This is a genomic window from Mesorhizobium sp. B2-5-13 (assembly GCF_006440535.1).
Classification (GTDB): Bacteria; Pseudomonadota; Alphaproteobacteria; order Rhizobiales; family Rhizobiaceae; genus Mesorhizobium; species Mesorhizobium salmacidum.
This window is the reverse complement of record NZ_VFUI01000007.1, coordinates 38035-56575: the sequence shown is the minus strand read 5'-3', so window position 1 is coordinate 56575 and position 18541 is coordinate 38035. Positions and strand designations below refer to the sequence as shown.

Here is an 18541-nt window from a genome sequence, read left to right as displayed (position 1 = left end):
TCTTTGTGTTGATTGAAAAGGAGCGCCGCGGGGCGGCGCTCCTCCAGAAAGATATTACTCGCCGGCGTAGACGGGCTTGCCGCCGGCCTTGATGTCGGCCTTCCACGAAGCCTTGATCAGGTCGACGACGCTGTCGGGGATCGACACGTAGTCGAGCGCCTTGGCGGTTTCCTTGCCGTCCTTGTAGGCCCAGGCAAAGAACTTCAGCGCTTCGCCGGTGGCAGCGGCATCGTCCGGAGCCTTGTGGATCAGCACCCAGGTCGAGGCGGCGATCGGCCAGGTGGCGTCGCCGGGCTCGTTGGTGATGATGACGTTGAAGTTCTTCGCGCCCTTGAAGTCGGCATTCGAAGCGGCGGCGCCGAAGGATTCGAGCGACGGCTCGACGACCTTGCCGGCTGCATTCACCATCTTGGAGTAGGACAGCTTGTTCTGCTTGGCATAGGCATATTCGACGTAGCCGATGCCGCCGTCGGTCTGCTTGACGGTGTTGGCAACGCCTTCGCTGCCCTTGGCGCCGACGCCGGTTGGCCATTCGACGGCCGTGTCCGAACCAACCTTGTCCTTCCAGTCGGGCGACAGTTTCACCAGGTAGTCGGTGAAGTTGAAGGTCGTGCCCGAACCGTCCGAGCGATGCACGACCGCGATCGCGGTCGACGGCAGGGTGAGCGAGGGGTTCAGCGCCTTGATCGCGGCGTCGTCCCAGGTGGTGATGGCGCCGAGATAGATCTGGGCCAGCGTCTTGCCGTCGAGGACGAGTTCGCCCGGCTTGATGCCCGTAAGGTTGACGATCGGCACGATACCGCCCATCACCATCGGGAACTGCACGAGGCCGTTCTTTTCGAGGTCTGCGTCGGACATCGGCTTGTCGGTGGCGCCGAAGGTCACGGTCTTGGCGATGACCTGCTTGATGCCGCCGCCGGAGCCGATCGACTGGTAGTTGAGGCCGATGCCGGTATCCTTCTTGTAGGTGTCGGCCCATTTGGCGAACACCGGATAGATGAAGGTCGAGCCGGCGCCGGAAAGGTCAGCTGCCATTGCTGCGGAAAGGGTGAGGGTGGACGCCGCAGCCATTGCAATCGCAACGGCCGCCGAGCGGATGAAGTGTCTCATGTGGCCTGCTCCTGTTCGGAAGATGGTCTCTCGGCGCCACTTCTTTCCGGCGCCCGCTGAGGCCAATAGCCTTGGATTATAACAGTCGCATGACAGTTTCATGTCAGCCCGGTAACGCGTCGCCGGCACCGGGAAAAGCACCGGTGTCGGGCGCTTCGCGGCGCGATCCGAGTTTACCGCCGGAATCAGGGGCTTGAGCCGTTCGACGGCTGGAAGCACCCGGAATTCGACGGGGCTTTCCCAAGTGAAGAAAATCCGGACGGGAGCGCGTTGCTCGCAGCCAGAGCGTGTCATGGCCGGGCCATCGCCAAAAACAGGTCCGTTGGGGTAGAGTGACACTGTTTCTTGCAGGCGGTCGCTGCTCCCGCCCGTAACTGAGAAGAGCGGAAATCGATTTTGCTATTGTTCCGGCTGGACACCGTCTTTGATATGGCGCGATCGCACCATAGTCACTGCACGCGGAAGTAGCGGCAAATCCCCAGCTGATTCCCTCGATTTGCCTCACCGGATCGTAAATCCAGGCGACGCGGGCGCTATCCCGCGTTGCGATGGACCTGTCGGCCGGCGCCGACCCAACGCTCGACCTTCTCGAGCAGGGCCTTGGGGCTGATCGGCTTGGGCAGATAGTCGTCCATGCCCGCCTCCAGGCAGCGTTCGCGGTCACCCTTGAGCGCATGCGCGGTGACCCCGACGATCGGCACATGCGTACCGGTTTCCTGCTCCAGCAGGCGGATCGCGGCCGTCGCTTCGAGACCGCTCATCTCCGGCATCGAGACATCCATCAGGATCATGCACGGATTGAGCGTGCCGAAGGCGTCGAGTGCCTTGCGGCCATTGCCGACGATCTCGAAACCGTAGCCGGTCTCGCCGAGGATCTGGGTGAAGACCATCTGGTTCACCTCATTGTCCTCGGCCACGAGGATATCCAGCCTGTGCCCGCCCCCGGTGGCAGGCAGTCTGGGACGAACCGGCGGCGGCTGCAGCTGCGCGCGCTGCTCGGAAAGCGCCAGAGGCGACCGCGGGGTAATCTCGAGCGCCTCGCTCGCTGGCGGCTGAACGGCCTGATCGTTGGTGGCGTGGCGATGGCGCTGGATGGTCGCGACCAAGGTCTCCAGGAGTGCCGAGGAGCGTGCCGGCTTTATCAACTGCGCGTCGATGCCGAGATCGCGGTAGCTGGTGTTGGCAAGCGACTGGTCGACCGAGGTCAGCATGATGATCGGCGTGTCCGCGAGGCCCTCGGTGTTGCGCACGATGCGCGCCATTTCGGCGCCGCTCATCTCAGGCATCTGGTAGTCGAGCACGACACAATCCACCGCCACGCCATAGGCTGCCGCGGCGATCAGCACCTTGAGACCTTCGGCGCCGCTTTCGGCCGCGCAGGAATCGAACGTCCACGAGGTCATCTGCTCGGTCAGGATGGCGCGGTTGACGGCATTGTCGTCGACGATCAGCACGCGTGCGCCCGTCACGTCCACCGGCGTGATGCGCTGCCCGTTCTGCTGCCCGGCCCCCGGCAGCGTCACCGTGAACCAGAAGGTCGACCCCTTGCCTTCGGCGCTCTCGACGCCGATGTCGCCACCCATCAGGTCGACCAGCCGCGAGGTGATGGCAAGGCCAAGCCCGGTGCCCTCGTGGCGCCTTGTCGACGACGTGTCGACCTGGCTGAATTTCTCGAACACCAGTTTCTGTTTTTCCTCGGGGATGCCGATGCCGGTGTCGGTGACCGAGATCGTCAGCCTGGTTCCCGTCGGAACTCGTTCGCCGCTCACATCGACCAGCACGTGGCCTTCTTCGGTGAACTTCACCGCATTGCCGACCAGGTTGGTGACGATTTGCCGGATGCGGCCGACATCGCCGATGAACAGGCTTTCGAGCCGCGGCTCGATGCGCACGATGAGCTCGAGGTCCTTTTCCTTGGCCCGCGTAGACACCAGCGTCGCCACGTCCTCGATCGCCTCGGCGAGATTGAAGGGCGCCGGGTCGAGCACCAGCTGGCCGGCATCGATCTTGGAGAAATCCAGGATGTCGTTGATGATGGTCAACAGCGCATTGCCCGATTTGACGATGATGTCGGTGAATGTCTTCTGCTTCGGGTCGAGATTGGATTTGGCCAGCAGTTCAGCCATGCCCAGCACGCCATTCATCGGCGTGCGGATCTCGTGGCTCATATTGGCGAGGAATTCCGACTTGGCGCGGTCGGCGAGCACGGCGCGCTGACGCGCTTCGCTGAGCTCCGCCTCACGCTGCTTCAGTTCCGTGATGTCGGTCGTCGAACCGATCAAATAGAGCGAACCGTCGGAGGCGATCATTGCGCCCTTGCGGGCGAACTGATGTCTGACGCTGCCGTCGGGAAGGCGCACCGTCTCCTCAATCTCCTGGGTCTCGCCGGTACGCAGCACGGCGAGATCGCTGGCCACGAAGGCCTCGCCATCCGGCCCGAAGATCTCGACGTCGGTGTTGCCGATCGCCTCCTGCTTGCTGAAGCCGGTGAGGTCGCACCAGCCCTTGTTGACATACAACTGCCTGAGATCGGAGCGCTTGGCGTAGATCGACACCGGTACATTGTCGATCAGGCTGCGGAACACCTCGTTCTCGCGCATGCTCTCTTCCAGAGCTTGCTCGCGTGCCTTGACGTCGGTGATGTCGGTGCTGGAGCCGACCAGATGCACCGATCCGTCCGTAGCCACCAGGCGGCTCTTGCGCGTCACCAACTGCCGCACCGTTCCGTCACGATGGGTGACGGGCTCCTCGACCTCACGCACATTGCCGTTCGTCACGACATCGGTGTCGTCCTGGCTGAAGCCCTCTGCTTCCTCGCCGCTGAACAGCTGGCGGTCGGTCCGGCCTATGACATCGTCCTTGGCGAGACCGGTCAGCGCGCACCAGGCCTTGTTGACGAATTCGATGCTCAGGTCCTGCGCCTTGATGAAGGCGGCTACCGGCAACTCGTCCATGACATGCCGGAAGAGATCGAGCTGGCGCATCGAGTGATGAAGCGCAGCCTCGCGGCTCTTCAGGTCGGTGATGTCGACGCGCACGCCGATGAAGGTGCCGTCTCCGGTGCGCATGTCGTAGACCTGGTACCAGCGTCCATCCCCATTGAGGCGCTCATAGGAGGAATTCGGCAGGCGGTAACGCGCCAGGATGCCATCAAGCCAGCGTTCGGAATCGACTTCGTAAAGGCTGTCGATTCCAGGATCGCCGCTCGACCGGAAATAGCCGACCGAATGGCCGAACTCCAGCGCTTCGCGGAAAGTGCGGCCGGGCTGCCAGAAGGGCTTCAGCGCCGGCAGCGAATCCTGCAGCCTGTGGTTGGCGAAGACGAACTTGTCGTCCCGGTCGTAGATGATAACGCCTGCCGGCAGGGATTCCAGCACGCTGGCGAGATGCTTGCGCGCATCTTCGGCTTCGGTCTCGCGCCGCTTCATGTCGGAGATATCGAAAAGAAAGCCGGCGACATAGTCGCGGCCGCTTGCCATGCGGACGCGGTTCTTCCTGACAATGCGCGAACGGCTGGCGCCGTCGGCCTCGAAGCTTTCTTCCACTTCATATTGCCGCCCGCCAGCCAGCACCTCACGTTCGCTGCTTTCGAACAGCGCGACGTCGGCCGGCCTGAGGAAATCGCCCCCCGGCCTGCCAAGCATGGCTTGCGGCGCCTGCTTGAACAGCGCCGCGAAGGCCTCGTTGACGAAGACGAATCGCAGATTGTCGTCCTTGACGAAGATCGGATCCTTGACGCCGTTGATCACGGCCTCCGCCAGCCGCGCCTTCTCCAGTGCTTCGGCAAGTTCAGCCTCTCGGTCCTTCATGTCGGTGATATCGACGTAGGAAATGAACCGCTTGCCGCCGGCCAGCGCCGCCATCGACGAGATCAGCGTCCGGCCGTCATTGCGCGGGAACTGCCGCGATCCGGCTGTGCCGGCTCTGATTTCAGCCTCGCGTTCGGCGACATGTCGCTGCCATGTCGCGTCGTCCGAACCATAGGGGTCTATGTCGCGGCTCGCGTCCATCAGATCGCGGAAGCTGCAGCCGATCTCGGCGCGCCGGGCGTCGATCTGCCAGAAATCGTAAAAGGCGCGGTTGATGACCTCGGCACGCATGTCGGCATCGAGGACGAGGACACCGATCGGCATCTGATCGACCATGGTGCGGAGATTGGCGAATGTCTCGGCGATCTTGGCGTTGGCATTCTCGATCTCCGCGTCACGACGCTTGACCTCGGTGACCTCATAGTAGGTCAGCAGCCGCTTGCCTCCCGACAGAGCCGTGACCGAGAACATCATGGTCCGCCCGTCGGTGTGGACAAACTCCCGAGGTGCGACGGTACCGCCCCTGATCTCCTCGATGCGAGTGGCGAGGTAGCGCTGCCATTGCTCTTCGTCGATGTCGCCATAGATGCCGTTGCGGCGGTTGAGTTCCATCAAAAGGCTGAACGGCGCTCCAACCGTCACGGCCCCATCCGGAATCCTGGAGAGATCGCGATAGGCCTTGTTGACGATCAGCGTGTCGAGCCCGGCATCCAGAAGCACGACGCCCATATGCATGGCGTCCATCGTCCGCTCGAGATCGGCAAGATGCTGGACGGGCTCGCCGCCAGCCGGCGGCTCGATGTCCTCGAAGGCGCTGGCCAGCGCGGTGACATTGCGGCCTATGCCGCGATAGCCGGCAAATTTTCCGTCACTGTCGAAACGCGGGAAACCTGACGTCAGCACCCAGCGGCAGTCGGGGCGGCCACCCTTCAGTTCGTAGACGAAGTCGCGGAACGGCCGGTGCGCCTGCAAGTCCTCCAGATGGGCTGCCGCGCTGCGGTTGCCCTTCCGGACCTGATTGAGAAAATCGAACCGGAACCGGCCAAGCACATCAGCCGGATCAATGCCCGTCGCAGCCTGGTAGTCTTGAGAAAGCCAGGAAAAGCGAAGCTCCGCGTCGGTTTCCCAGGTCCAGTCCGAAGCCGCTTCGACGAGCTGGCGAAGCGCGCCGGCGCGATCCATGTCGACGCCGGACGGTCTATCGCCACCATGCGCGGCTGCCTTGCCGGGCTCACGCTTGCCGCGCGCGCCGATTGCTTCGTTCGATTCCGCCATGCTGTCCCCACCCCGAAAATCAAGGCCGAACCCTCCCTCCGCGGTTCATCGGCGGAATGTGCCGCAGAAGCATTAACGATCCGCTAACCTTAACGGCGCAACCGGCCTGTTCCTGCTGCGTTATTCCGTCCGGTTGTGGCGCGCGGCAAGGCCGCGCTATAAGCATGCGCAGGGGTGTTGCTAATGTATGGACGAATAGGGCCTTTCTTGCTGGGCGTGGCGCTGCTTTTCGGCGGCGGCTGCTCGCGCAGCTATGACGGCACGGTCATCATCCCGCGGCCGCTCGACGCCAGGCGGATCTGGGACCGGCCACCGCCCAATGTCGATTACCCGCCGCAGGTCGACAACGGCGCCTTTCCGGGGCCGCCACAACCCCCCGGACCGCTTTCCGAGCGCAAGGCCCTGAAACCTGCGCCGCACAGACGGCATCAGGCCAGGGCGTCACCGCCGCCTTCCCCGTCATCGGACTCCGAAAAGCAATTGGCATGCAGGAACGTGAGCGCGCCCGGCCAAAGGGTTCGCATGGTCTGCGAATAGAGCGGTTCGGCGTTTGACAGTGTCGCCAGACCGCTCCCGCGAACAATGTCCTATAGCGACGCCGCGACCTTCCTCGGTTGCTTGGCTGCAGCCTGTCATTCAGCCGGGAAGAAGGCGGGACCGACCACACGCACGGTGCGCTTGCCGGGCTCGATCGACTGGAGTTGAGCGGCACCCGGAGCCTCGATGTCGGTTTCCGGAATTGCCGCGACGCTGCCGAGGTCCGGCTTTGCCTGAGGCAAAGGGATGATTGCATTGGTCATGTTCGTGGGCGTCACCGTCCTAGCCCTCAGTTCGGCAACCCGCTGATAATAACGCTTGACGTCGCAGGCCTTGAAATTGGCATCGTCACGATACCGGAAAGCGGCCGGCAACTCGGTGTATGGTTTGCGCGTGTCGAGCGCCACCATGCTGTCGGTTTCCTGGCTGATATCGCTCAGCGTGTAGAGATCGACCGCCGGATCATCGCAGATGTAGCGGCATTGATCGGCCATTTCCTTGAGATCGCGGTTGCCGGCGAATTGCGACTTTGGCGCGGGGAAGAAATAGCCATCAGAAAGGCGGACGCAAAACAGCATCGCATTGCCGCCGGTCGTGGCCCCGGCCGCTGCCGTCGCGGATTTCGCCTTCGGCGCCGGGCGCTCCTGCGTTACCCCCGATGAACAGCCGAGCGCCGCGAACCGCCCCTGCAGGCCTGAATTGTCACGGCCGGAATTGGACGCAGCCGCGATCTGGCGCTGCACCTCCGTCCGGTTTCGAGCGAGGTCGGCACAAGCGTTGAAGAAGCCGCCCGCGGCACTTTGCGCGGTGCACTTGCGCTGCCTCTCCAGGCCCTGGATTGCCGCGAGCTGGCGGCGAAGCTGAGCCAGTGCCGGGCTCACGCCTCCGCCGCGGCCAGCGGAGAGCAATTGACTTTTGATCGCACCACAACTGTCCGCGTAGGAAGGTGTCGTGCCGGACGCAAACGCAGCGACCGTTGCCAGCGCCATCATCATGGAAAGACAGAAACGGGTCATCCGAACGCCATGATACTTGTTGCCGATAGTCCGCAACTACGCTCTTTCGACTTGGGCAAACTTCCACTAAATGAGCTATACCTAATATTTAAGACTTTTAACCTCAACAGAACTTCATCTAGTGTAATATAGTCCTGCATGTAAATTCCATATTACATTTTTATTTCAAGATTGAGACGAACCGGGAAGCAACGGAGACAGATCCGCGTTCGTCGGCAGGCCGATGTGTCGAGCCATGCGATCAATCGGGCGTTACCGGTCTCTGGCCTTGAAACCTTTGCTCGTGCTGCTGCGTTGAGGGGCGAAGGAGAACGCGGATGTCGATCCACTTCACGGTGTCGGAACTGACAAGAAACCTTTTTCACTCTCTCGGGCGGGACCACGAGCGTGGCCCACGGCCGCTCAACCCCGAGCAAAACCTGTTGCTCGAGTGCTATCTGGCCGGGCAGATTCCTGAATCGGCATGGAGCGACTATGTCTTTGAGACACCGGATCTGGCACGGCATGCCGAAATACGGCGCCTGAGCCGTTGATTTGCGCCAACCAGGGAAAGACGCCCGACGCAGCTTTCCGATTCAGACGAACCAGCCACCTTGATGCCCGTTCCATGGCAGACTTTTTTGGGCGTGCCGCTACTGCTTGGGCGAAACGAATTGCTGTGTGAACACGTTGCCGGCAATTCCTTGCGACAGCTCCGGCGATAAACTCAGCGGCGTACAATTCTTCACCGCCGCTATTGCCGCCTCGATGAACGACTGACGCGCCTTGTCGTCGCCGGCCACCTTGACGGCGGTTGGTCGCGGCGCGCCGATCAGAGTACCGTCGCGCTTGAAACTGAAACTCAGGGTTACAGTCGAATTCCCGGCATCGGCCGGCGGCGTCCAGCACGACTGAATCGCGGCCCCGACAGCGTCCATGGTGTTGAGCGTTGCGGCAACCGATGTGCATACGACACCTGTCGACACCACACCCGCGATCACCAGCTTTGCACCGCCTTTCATCGCACGCCTCATTGTCACGACCAGCCGGCAATCCGCGCGCGGACTGCCGGAATCGATGGTAGGGCCGATACAGGCAATGGCAATATCCCTCGCCAAAAAGTTGTTCGGAGAGAGCCGACTGCGAAGCCGCCCGGGCGACGGACCGAAAACCGATGCGAGCCAATGCCGAAAACAAAAAGGCCGGCACTGAGCCGACCTTTCCTTTCCGCCTCGACAGTTGCGCCAGTACATCCGTGGTCGCGGGCCGAAAGCGAATTGTCTCCAGTAGACAGGCTATTGGTAAACCAAACCTTAACGTGCCTGCCGTCCCACGCACCAAGTCAGGATTCGATAGCCGTGAGACCATCATCTTGCGGTAGGATGGTCCAGGCGACCGCCCTGAACTCGGCTTCCGGCAGGGGAACTGCCGGTTTTTCACGGGGCATCGTGCACGCGTTCGAGGCATGCCGAGCCATGCAGGTATTGGTCCGAACTTGTTAGCTTGTCAGGAGGGCAACGACCGGGCCGTTGCTTGGTACGCCCAAGGGGAATCGAACCCCTGTTCCCGCCGTGAGAGGGCGGTGTCCTGACCGCTAGACGATGGGCGCGTTCAAGAAGGGGCGATATAGGCTGGCGGCTGGGAAAAAGCAACTGGGGTTTGCCGGCTTTGCAGCATCGAACGAAAAACAGCCGGCAAGCTAGCGTTTCAGCTCGATCAGGTCCCAGAGATTGCCGTGGAGATCGGCGAAAACGGCCACGGTGCCGTAGGGCTCGAAGCGCGGCGCCTCGCGGAATTCGACGCCCTTGTTCAGCATGGCGGCGTGATCACGGAGAAAATCGTCGGTTTCGAGGAACAGGAAGACCCGGCCGCCGGTCTGGTTGCCGATGCTTTTCCTCTGCGCCTCGTCGGACGCCTCGGCAAGCAGCAGCCTGGCACCCTGTCCGTTGTCCGGCGCGACGGTCACCCAGCGCTTGCCGCCGCCGAGATCGACATCCTCGGTCAGGGTAAAACCCAGCCGCTCGACATACCAGGCGATCGCCTCGTCATAATCGGCGACGACCAGCGTCACGGTCGCGACACGGCGATGTTCGGCAAACCCGGTCATGTCCGGCGCAAACTTGTTTGCTGCATTGCCGCCTGCCTATTTGTTGCGGATTGCAAAACGGCCGATCAGGCGGCGCTCGGCGATATCATAGACGAAGATCGCACGGCTGCCGTCGGCAAGCTCGGCGTCGATAGAAAGGCGGCTGCCCGACAGTGACTGACCGACCACCCGGGAGCCTACCGGCAGCACGATGTCCCCGCTGAGCGGTTCGCCGGCGGGCATCTGGACGTCGCCGGCCAGCGGCGGGCTCACCGGCGTTGCCTTGCGTGATTTGTAGACAATCGCCGCGATCACCACCATAAGAGCCAGAAGGAGCAGGCCGAGATTGATGGCCATGAAGCGGATGAGCCTGCCGCGCAGCTTGTCGACCGCGGGGTCAAGCGGCTTTTCCTGCTCTTCATCGGCATCGGGCCGGGCCATGGCAAATATTCCGGAATGGTTTTTCGATGAGCGCTCATAGCGAAGAGGCCCCTGAATTGATAGAGGCCGCGCCCACCTTGCTGGTCGCCGGCGCGGATGCGGCCGGCCAACGCCTCGACCAGTGGCTGGCGGCAGCGCTTGGCCCGGACATGTCACGCAGTCGCGTGCAGATGCTGATCAGGCAAGGCGTCGTCGTCATCGACGGCAAGCGGGTCAACGAAACCAAGCGCAAGATGAGCGCTGGCGAAAATGTGTCGGTCGCCATGCCGGAACCGGAACCGGCGCTGCCGCAGGGCGAGAACATCGCGCTCGACGTGCTCTACGAAGACAACGAGTTGATCGTCATCAACAAGCCGGCGGGGCTTGTCGTGCACCCCGGCGCCGGCAACTGGACCGGCACGCTGGTCAATGCGCTCATCCACCATTGCGGCGACAGCCTGTCGGGCATTGGCGGGGTGCGTCGCCCGGGCATCGTCCACCGCCTCGACAGGGAGACCAGCGGCGTCATGGTGGTCGCCAAGACCGACCGCGCCCACAAGTCGCTATCGGAAGCCTTCGCCGACCACGGCCTGACCGGCGACCTCGAACGCGCCTACCTGGCTTTGGTCTGGGGCACACCGCAAAGGCCGACCGGCACGATCGATGCGCCGCTTGGCCGCGCCGCCGACCGGGTGCGCCGCGCCGTCGTGCCGGAAGGCCGCGACGACGCGCGCCACGCCGTCACCCGCTTTGCCGTGCAAGAGCGCTTCGGCGAAGGCCAGCGGGAATTCGCCACCGCGAGCCTCGTCGAATGCCGGCTGGAAACCGGCCGCACCCACCAGATCCGCGTCCACATGGCCCATATCGGCCATCCCGTTATCGGCGATCCCGATTACGGCTTGGCATTCCGCACCAAGGCCAATCGGCTGCCGGAGCCCCTGAAAACTCAGGTCAAGGCATTTTCCCGGCAAGCTTTGCATGCCTGGCTCCTTGCATTTCGGCACCCCACTACCCATGTAACGATGAGGTTCGAGGCGTCGATACCGGAGGATATGGAGGAACTCGTCGAAGGCTTCCGCAAACTCTGAACCAACCATCAAAAAACCTGACTGTCATTGTTCACTTCAGCGTGACACACTGTTTCGTGTTGAACAAATGCCTGTCTTTTCTGGTTTTGTTCCTGTATAAGATCTGATGTCGCGGGCGAGCCTTTTGGTGCTCGCGTCACATGCCCGCCGCGTTTCGGGGGCATTACTCCAATAGAGAGGGGGCGCTATCATGGCCCAGTCATTACCCAGTATCGTTTCCGGCGAAGGCGGCCTCAGCCGCTATCTGGAAGAAATCCGCCGCTTTCCCATGCTTCAGCCGCAGGAAGAATACATGCTCGCCAAGCGTTATGCCGAGCATGAAGACACCACGGCCGCGCATAAGCTCGTCACCAGCCATTTGAGGCTCGTCGCCAAGATCGCCATGGGCTATCGCGGCTACGGCTTGCCGATCGGCGAGGTGATCTCGGAAGGCAATGTCGGGCTGATGCAGGCCGTCAAGAAATTCGAACCCGAGCGCGGTTTCCGCCTCGCGACCTACGCCATGTGGTGGATCAAGGCCTCGATCCAGGAATACATCCTGCGCTCGTGGAGCCTGGTCAAGATGGGCACGACCGCCAACCAGAAGCGCCTGTTCTTCAATCTCCGCAAGGTGAAGGGCAAGATTCAAGCGCTGGACGACGGCGATCTCAAGCCCGACCAGATCGCCGAAATCGCCACGCGGCTGAACGTTTCCGAGGCCGAAGTGGTGTCGATGAACCGCCGCCTGTCCGGCGACGCGTCACTCAATGCGCCGATCCGGGCGACGGAAGGCGAGTCCGGCGAATGGCAGGACTGGCTGGTCGACGACCACGAAAGCCAGGAAGAGATGCTGATCGAGCAGGACGAACTGGAAAACCGGCGCGGCATGCTGTCGGGCGCTCTGGCCGTGCTCAACGATCGCGAGCGGCGCATCTTCGAGGCGCGTCGCCTCGCCGAGGAGCCGCTCACCCTGGAAGAGCTTTCGGCCGAGTTCGACATCAGCCGCGAGCGCGTGCGCCAGATCGAGGTGCGCGCTTTCGAGAAGGTGCAGGATGCCGTCAAGGCCGCCGCCAAGCGCCAGATGCAGGCGCTGCGCACCATCGAGGCGCAGCCGGCGGCTTAAAGCCGGGACCGATTACGAAATAGAGGGCGGCGTCAGGAAACTGGCGCCGCCCTCTTTGTATACAAGAAGCCGGAGCGTACCCTCAAAGCCCATCAAGCGGAAACTTGAGGTACCGCCGGCCATTGGCTTCCGGCTCCGGCAGCCGTCCGCCATTCATGTTGACCTGCAGCGCATGCAGGATCAGCCGCGGCATCGGCAATGTCCGGTCACGCGTCTCGCGCAGGGCGACGAACTCGGCCTCGCTGCGGGCAGCGACAAGATGGATGTTGGTCGCCTTTTGCGCTCCGACCGTGCTCTCCCACATCGGCTCGCGCCCGCCGGCCTGGTAATCATGGCCGACGAACAGCCGGGTTTCCTCCGGCAGGGCCAGGATGCCCCGGATCGAACGCCAGAGCCGCGCGGCGCTGCCGCCGGGAAAATCCGTCCTTGCCGTGCCGCTGTCGGGCATGAACAGCGAGTCATGCACGAAGGCGGCGTCACCGACCACATAGGTGATCGAGGCCAGCGTATGTCCGGGTGAGAACAGCACCTTGACTGGAAGGGTTCCGATCCGAAACGTCTCGCCTTCGGCAAACAGCCTGTCCCACTGCGAACCGTCGGCGGGAAAATCGGGCCAGTTGTAGATGACCTTCCATAGTGCCTGGACGTCGACGATCCTGTCGCCGATCGCCATCGGCGCTTCGGTCTTCTGTTTCAGATAGTGCGCCGCTGAGAAATGGTCGGCGTGGGGATGGGTGTCGAGGATCCACTCGAGCTCCAGCCCATTTTCTCCAATGAAAGCGAGCAGCGCATCCGCGCTCCTCGTACCCGTTGCGCCGGATTTCTCGTCGAAATCCAGGATCGGATCGATGATGGCGCAGCGCTTCGTCGTCGGGTCCGCGACGACATACTGGATGGCTCCGGTCGGCTTGTCATAGAAGCCGCTGACCAAAGGCCTGGCCAAAGCTACATCCATTCCCGGCTCCATCGCTCACAGCCGGCAGGAACGATTTTCTCCGCCGGAACCCGCCGCGAGCATGGTTGTCCGCCCCGTCGAGCCAGTCAAGCATGACTTGGCTCGCAGGAGAGGAAAACCAAAAACTGTTCCGACGAGTCGGCTTCAGGCGGAAGGTTGTTTGGTCTTCCTGAGGTAGGGCAGGATGGTCTCGTAAGCGCCGAAGCGCTTGATCGCATCCTCGTTGGAAACGGCGGCCGTGATGATGACGTCCTCGCCCTGCTTCCAGTTCGCCGGCGTCGCCACCTGGTGCTTGGCGGTGAGCTGCATGGAATCGACCGCGCGCAGGATCTCGTCGAAGTTGCGCCCCGTCGTCATCGGATAGGTCAGCACCAGCTTGATCTTCTTGTCCGGTCCGATGACGTAGACCGAGCGCACGGTGGCGTTGTCGGCGGGCGTGCGGCCTTCCGAGGTTTCGCCGGCGCCGCCTGGCAGCATGTCGTAGAGCTTGGCGACCTTGAGGTCCTTGTCGCCGATCAGCGGATAATGCACCGAATGGCCCGTCGCCGTCTTGATGTCGTCCTGCCATTTGCCGTGGCTTTCGACCGGGTCGACCGAAATGCCGATGATCTTGACGTTGCGCTTCTTGAACTCGCCCTCGAGCCCCGCCATCGTGCCAAGCTCGGTCGTGCAGACCGGCGTGAAATTCTTCGGATGGCTGAACAGGATCGCCCAACCGTCGCCGATCCAGTCATGGAACTTGATGGTCCCTTGCGTGGTCTCGGCGGTGAAGTCCGGCGCGATGTCGTTGATACGAAGACTCATGACCTATCCCTACCCCTGGTGAAATTTAGCCTGCATTCTATCGCCGGCCGGCGCCGGCACCTATTCCTAGCACCGCTACGTGACTGATTAAACGGTGGAGATGACGGCTATTCACCCGACGGGCAAAAATTTTTCCGCGCCTTCGGATCGGGGCGAAAATAAAGCGTGACATTGGGCATGAGACAAACGCCAGGGATCGGCGAGGCCCGCCTCAGGCCTTGGTGATCGCCAGCGACGTCGCCAGGTCTTCCATGCGCTGCGCCAAGGCGCCGAGCGCGTTGGTCAGCACGCTGTCGCTCTTGTCGGCCTTGGTCAGTGCCTCGTCGCGCGTCTTGCGCAAGGTCAGCACTTCGCTCTCCATGCCCTTGACGCGCTTCTGCAGTTCGGAAAGCTCGTCCATCACCATGATGCCGGCCATGACGGTCAGCCGCTGGTCGCCAATCTCGCCAAAAGAATCCTTCAGATGCGAGACATAACGATCGAAGCGTTCGGCGAGATCGATCAGATGCTCTTCCTGGCCCTCGTCGCAGGCCATGCGGTACTGCTTGCCGTCGATTGAAACCGTGACCTGTGCCATCGGGCCAGCTCCTATCTGTCCAACACGGCGCGGATGGTTTCCATCGCGGTCACCAGCCGTCGCGAGACTTCCTTGTTGGCGTCTTCCAGCCGTTCGGCGCGCGCTTCGGAATTGTCGAGCTCCTGCGCCAGCCGCGAGCGATCGGCATTCATCCGCTGCACTTCTGCCTCGGCTTCCGAATAGTCGCGTTCGTGCTCGAGCTTGGCCGCGACGGCGTTTTCCAGCCCCTCGATGGCCTTGCTCAGCCTGGCGATTACTTCCTTGAGCGTGGTTTCCCCGGTCATGGCCTTCGTCCTGTGCCCTGCCCATCACCGAATCGTTCGCGTTCAGAACGCGTTATGTCAGAAACATTAGGCACCGGGTGAAGGCCACGTCAACAAAGCTCTCGCGACTGTCCCCCGCTAACGCTAAAGTAGTCCCGCCTGCGGCATCACAAGACCGGCAAATGTGCACCCGATTTGTTGACTAAAAGCCCGCGCCTGCTATGTGTCGCGCACCCTTTTCAAGGGCTTTCCCAAGCCCCCCAAACCCCCACCCTGGAGGTACCATGACGTCGCGTGAACAACATGACCGGATGGCCAATGCGATCCGTTTTCTCTCCATGGACGCCGTCGAGAAGGCGAATTCCGGCCATCCTGGCCTGCCCATGGGCTGCGCCGACATCGCCACGGTGCTGTTCACCCGCTTCCTGAAATACGATCCCAAGGCCCCGCACTGGGCCGACCGCGACCGCTTCATCCTGTCGGCGGGCCATGGCTCGATGCTGCTCTACTCGTTGCTGCATCTGACCGGTTACGAAGACATGACCATCGACCAGATCAAGCACTTCCGCCAGCTGGGCTCGAAGACAGCGGGCCATCCCGAATACGGCCATGCCACCGGCATCGAGACCACGACCGGTCCGCTCGGCCAGGGCCTCGCCAATTCGGTCGGCTTCGCGCTTGGTGAGCGCATCATGAATGCCGCCTTCGGCAACGACCTCGTCAACCACTACACCTATGTGCTGGCCGGCGACGGCTGCCTGATGGAAGGTGTTTCCCAGGAAGCCATCGCGCTTGCTGGCCACCTCAAGCTCAACAAGCTGATCGTCTTCTGGGACAACAACAACATCTCGATCGACGGCCCGGTCTCGCTCGCCGACAACACCGACCAGGTTGCCCGCTTCCAGGCATCCGGCTGGAATGCCAGCCATATCGACGGCACCGATCCGGAAGCGATCGCCTACGCCATCGAGGCCGCACGCCACTCGGACAAGCCGACGATGATCGCCTGCAAGACGACGATCGGTTTCGGCGCCCCGACCAAGGCCGGCACCAACAAGGCGCATGGCTCGCCGCTAGGCGCCGACGAGATCGCCGGCGCGCGCAAGTTCTTCAGCTGGGACTCGCCGCCCTTCGAGATTCCAGCCGACATCCTCGACGCCTGGCGCACCGCCGGTAAGGCTGGCGTCAAGGCGCGCACCGACTGGGAAGGCCGCCTCGCCAAGGCCGATCCGAAGCTGAAGGCCGAGTTCGAGCGCCGCACCGCGGGCAAGCTGCCGGCGAATTTCGACGCCGTCATCGCCGACTACAAGAAGAAGCTTACTGCCGACAAGCCGAAGGTCGCCACCCGCAAATCGTCCGAGATGGCGCTGGAAGTCATCAACGGCGCGGTGCCCGAGACCATCGGCGGCTCGGCCGATCTGACTGGCTCCAACAACACCAAGACCAGCCAGACCAAGAACATCACGCCGGACGATTACGGCCAGCGCTACGTTCACTACGGCGTTCGCGAGCATGGCATGGCCGCGGCCATCAATGGGTTGACGCTGCATGGCGGCCTCATCGCCTATGGCGGCACCTTTCTGTGTTTCTCCGACTATGCCCGTCCGTCGATGCGGCTTGCCTCGCTGATGGGCATCCGCTCGATCTTCGTCATGACCCATGATTCCATTGGTCTGGGCGAAGACGGCCCGACCCACCAGCCGGTCGAGCACATGGCGGCCCTGCGCGCCATTCCCAATCACAATGTGTTCCGTCCGGCCGACGCCGTGGAGACCGCCGAATGCTGGCAGATCGCGCTCGAATCCGAAAAGACGCCGTCGACGCTGGCGCTGACCCGTCAGAACCTGCCGACCGTGCGCACCGAGTTCACCGAAAACAACCTGAGCAGCCTGGGCGCCTATGAACTCGCCGCCGCCAGCGGTGAAGCCGCGGTGACGATCTTCGCCACCGGTTCCGAGGTCGAGATCGCGCTCGGCGCCCGCGACCTTCTGGAAAGGCATGGCCACCCGACCCGTGTCGTCTCGGTGCCTTGCTTCGAACTATTCGATAAGCAGAGCGACGCCTACCGCAAGAAGACGATCGGCGACGCGCCGATCAAGATGGCGATCGAGGCCGGCATCCGCCAGGGCTGGGATCATCTTATCGGCTCCGATGGCATCTTCATCGGCATGACCGGCTTCGGCGCCTCGGGGACCATCGAGCAGCTCTATCCGCATTTCGGTATCACCGCCGAGGCGGCCGCCAAGGCAGCGGAAGCTCGCTTGCACGGTAAATGACTTTGGGGGTCCGGCGAGATCGCGTGAAAAGCGGTTTTGCCGAACTGGCCCAACCTAATCGATTTAAATCCGGCCCGCTGCGGCTGGATTCTTCGCCCGTCCGCCGCTATGAAGCTGCGGACCAATCGTCTGCCTTCCAGCTCCCAGGGAGAGAACAATGACCGTCAGAGTTGCCATCAACGGGTTTGGCCGCATCGGCCGCAACATCCTGCGCGCCATCCATGAGTCCGGCCGCAGGGACATCGATGTCGTCGCCGTCAACGATCTCGGCCCCGTCGAGACCAACGCCCACCTGCTGCGCTTTGACAGCGTGCACGGCCGTTTCCCGCATGAAGTGTCGGTCGACGGCGACCAGATCACCGTCGGCAAGGAGAAGTTCAAGGTCACGGCGATCAAGGACCCGACGCAATTGCCATGGAAGGAACTCGGCGTCGACATCGCGCTCGAATGCACCGGCATCTTCACCGCCCGCGACAAGGCCGCCGCGCACCTGACCGCCGGCGCCAAGCGCGTGCTGGTCTCGGCACCTGCCGACGGCGCTGACTTGACCGTCGTCTACGGCATCAACCACGACAAGCTGACCAAGGACCACATCGTCATCTCGAATGCGTCCTGCACCACCAATTGCCTAGCGCCGCTCGCGGCCGTCCTGCACGAGACGGTCGGCATCGAAAAGGGCATGATGACGACGATCCATTCCTACACTGGCGACCAGCCGACGCTGGACACCATGCACAAGGATCTCTACCGCGCCCGCGCCGCCGCCCTGTCGCAGATCCCGACCTCGACCGGTGCCGCCAAGGCCATCGGCCTCGTCCTGCCCGACCTCAAGGGCAAGCTCGACGGCATCTCGATCCGCGTGCCGACGCCGAATGTGTCGGTCGTCGACTTCAAGTTCATCGCCAAGCGGTCGACCACGGTGCAGGAAATCAACGAGGCGGTGATCGCCGCCTCCAATGGCAAGCTGAAGGGCATCCTCGGCGTCACCCATCACCCGAACGTGTCGATCGATTTCAACCACGATCCGCGCTCCTCGATCATGGCGCTCGACCAGACCAAGGTGATGGACGGCAACTTCGTTTCGGTGCTGTCGTGGTACGACAATGAATGGGGCTTTTCCAACCGCATGGGCGATACCGCCGTCGCTTTCGGCAAGACCATCGCCTGATCGAAGATCCGTCTTCTCGACACTCGAAACGCCCGGCTTCGTCCGGGCGTTTTCGTTTGCCGGAGCAGCAACGCGA

The 18541-nt window shown here is 62.5% G+C and carries 15 protein-coding genes and 1 tRNA gene; 5 read left to right on the top strand and 11 right to left on the bottom strand.

What is annotated here, in order from left to right:
* Nucleotides 1-54: 54 nt before the first annotated feature.
* The 3 genes from pstS to FJ434_RS13990 all read right to left on the bottom strand — a co-directional run bounded on the left by pstS (nucleotide 55) and on the right by FJ434_RS13990 (nucleotide 7747).
* Nucleotides 55-1110, bottom strand: coding sequence for a phosphate ABC transporter substrate-binding protein PstS (pstS, locus tag FJ434_RS14005; RefSeq protein WP_140748072.1), 1056 nt, complete (start codon nucleotides 1108-1110; stop codon nucleotides 55-57).
* A gap of 533 nt (nucleotides 1111-1643) precedes the next feature.
* Nucleotides 1644-6194, bottom strand: coding sequence for a PAS domain-containing protein (locus FJ434_RS14000; protein WP_181165929.1), 4551 nt, complete (start codon nucleotides 6192-6194; stop codon nucleotides 1644-1646).
* Between the two features lie 632 nt (nucleotides 6195-6826).
* A complete protein-coding gene (locus FJ434_RS13990; RefSeq protein ID WP_140748076.1) occupies nucleotides 6827-7747 on the bottom strand; it encodes a DUF2865 domain-containing protein in 921 nt (306 codons plus the stop codon).
* Between the two features lie 317 nt (nucleotides 7748-8064).
* Here FJ434_RS13990 and FJ434_RS13985 point away from each other — a divergent pair, with 317 nt between their 5' ends.
* Nucleotides 8065-8280 (top strand): hypothetical protein, encoded by a 216-nt coding sequence (locus FJ434_RS13985; RefSeq protein WP_140748078.1) that lies wholly within the window; start codon nucleotides 8065-8067, stop codon nucleotides 8278-8280.
* Nucleotides 8281-8379: 99 nt separating this feature from the next.
* Here FJ434_RS13985 and FJ434_RS13980 read toward each other — a convergent pair whose 3' ends face one another.
* From FJ434_RS13980 to FJ434_RS13965, 4 genes are all read right to left on the bottom strand, one after another.
* Nucleotides 8380-8748 (bottom strand): cell envelope integrity protein TolA, encoded by a 369-nt coding sequence (locus FJ434_RS13980; protein WP_140748080.1) that lies wholly within the window; start codon nucleotides 8746-8748, stop codon nucleotides 8380-8382.
* Nucleotides 8749-9260: 512 nt separating this feature from the next.
* A tRNA-Glu gene (locus FJ434_RS13975) sits at nucleotides 9261-9335 on the bottom strand.
* A 90-nt stretch (nucleotides 9336-9425) separates the two neighbouring features.
* On the bottom strand, nucleotides 9426-9833 hold the full coding sequence (locus tag FJ434_RS13970) for a VOC family protein (protein WP_140748082.1): 408 nt from the start codon (nucleotides 9831-9833) through the stop codon (nucleotides 9426-9428).
* A 36-nt stretch (nucleotides 9834-9869) separates the two neighbouring features.
* Nucleotides 9870-10253 carry a fimbrial protein gene (locus FJ434_RS13965; protein ID WP_140748084.1) on the bottom strand — a complete coding sequence of 128 codons (384 nt, stop codon included), beginning with the start codon at nucleotides 10251-10253 and terminating at the stop codon, nucleotides 9870-9872.
* 26 nt (nucleotides 10254-10279) lie between these two features.
* On the opposite strand from FJ434_RS13965, the gene FJ434_RS13960 reads away from it, so the two are divergent.
* Together FJ434_RS13960 and rpoH are read left to right on the top strand one after the other, a co-directional pair.
* Complete coding sequence (locus tag FJ434_RS13960; RefSeq protein ID WP_140748086.1) at nucleotides 10280-11320, top strand: RluA family pseudouridine synthase; 1041 nt, start codon at nucleotides 10280-10282, stop codon at nucleotides 11318-11320.
* Between the two features lie 190 nt (nucleotides 11321-11510).
* A complete protein-coding gene (gene rpoH / locus FJ434_RS13955; RefSeq protein ID WP_015315375.1) occupies nucleotides 11511-12422 on the top strand; it encodes an RNA polymerase sigma factor RpoH in 912 nt (303 codons plus the stop codon).
* A gap of 82 nt (nucleotides 12423-12504) precedes the next feature.
* Here the strand turns inward: rpoH and FJ434_RS13950 are convergent, their stop codons facing one another.
* The 4 genes from FJ434_RS13950 to FJ434_RS13935 all read right to left on the bottom strand — a co-directional run bounded on the left by FJ434_RS13950 (nucleotide 12505) and on the right by FJ434_RS13935 (nucleotide 15042).
* On the bottom strand, nucleotides 12505-13377 hold the full coding sequence (locus FJ434_RS13950; RefSeq protein ID WP_140748088.1) for an MBL fold metallo-hydrolase: 873 nt from the start codon (nucleotides 13375-13377) through the stop codon (nucleotides 12505-12507).
* A gap of 144 nt (nucleotides 13378-13521) precedes the next feature.
* A complete protein-coding gene (locus FJ434_RS13945) occupies nucleotides 13522-14181 on the bottom strand; it encodes a peroxiredoxin (RefSeq protein WP_140509714.1) in 660 nt (219 codons plus the stop codon).
* 211 nt (nucleotides 14182-14392) lie between these two features.
* On the bottom strand, nucleotides 14393-14758 hold the full coding sequence (locus tag FJ434_RS13940) for a cell division protein ZapA (protein WP_027141889.1): 366 nt from the start codon (nucleotides 14756-14758) through the stop codon (nucleotides 14393-14395).
* An 11-nt stretch (nucleotides 14759-14769) separates the two neighbouring features.
* Nucleotides 14770-15042, bottom strand: coding sequence for a DUF4164 domain-containing protein (locus FJ434_RS13935; protein ID WP_015315371.1), 273 nt, complete (start codon nucleotides 15040-15042; stop codon nucleotides 14770-14772).
* Between the two features lie 263 nt (nucleotides 15043-15305).
* Between FJ434_RS13935 and tkt the strand changes: the two genes are divergently transcribed.
* Both tkt and gap read left to right on the top strand, forming a co-directional pair.
* Nucleotides 15306-17297, top strand: a complete 1992-nt coding sequence (gene tkt / locus FJ434_RS13930) for a transketolase (protein ID WP_140509710.1) — start codon at nucleotides 15306-15308, stop codon at nucleotides 17295-17297.
* Nucleotides 17298-17454: 157 nt separating this feature from the next.
* Nucleotides 17455-18465 (top strand): type I glyceraldehyde-3-phosphate dehydrogenase, encoded by a 1011-nt coding sequence (gap, locus tag FJ434_RS13925; protein WP_027141887.1) that lies wholly within the window; start codon nucleotides 17455-17457, stop codon nucleotides 18463-18465.
* Nucleotides 18466-18541 lie beyond the last annotated feature (76 nt).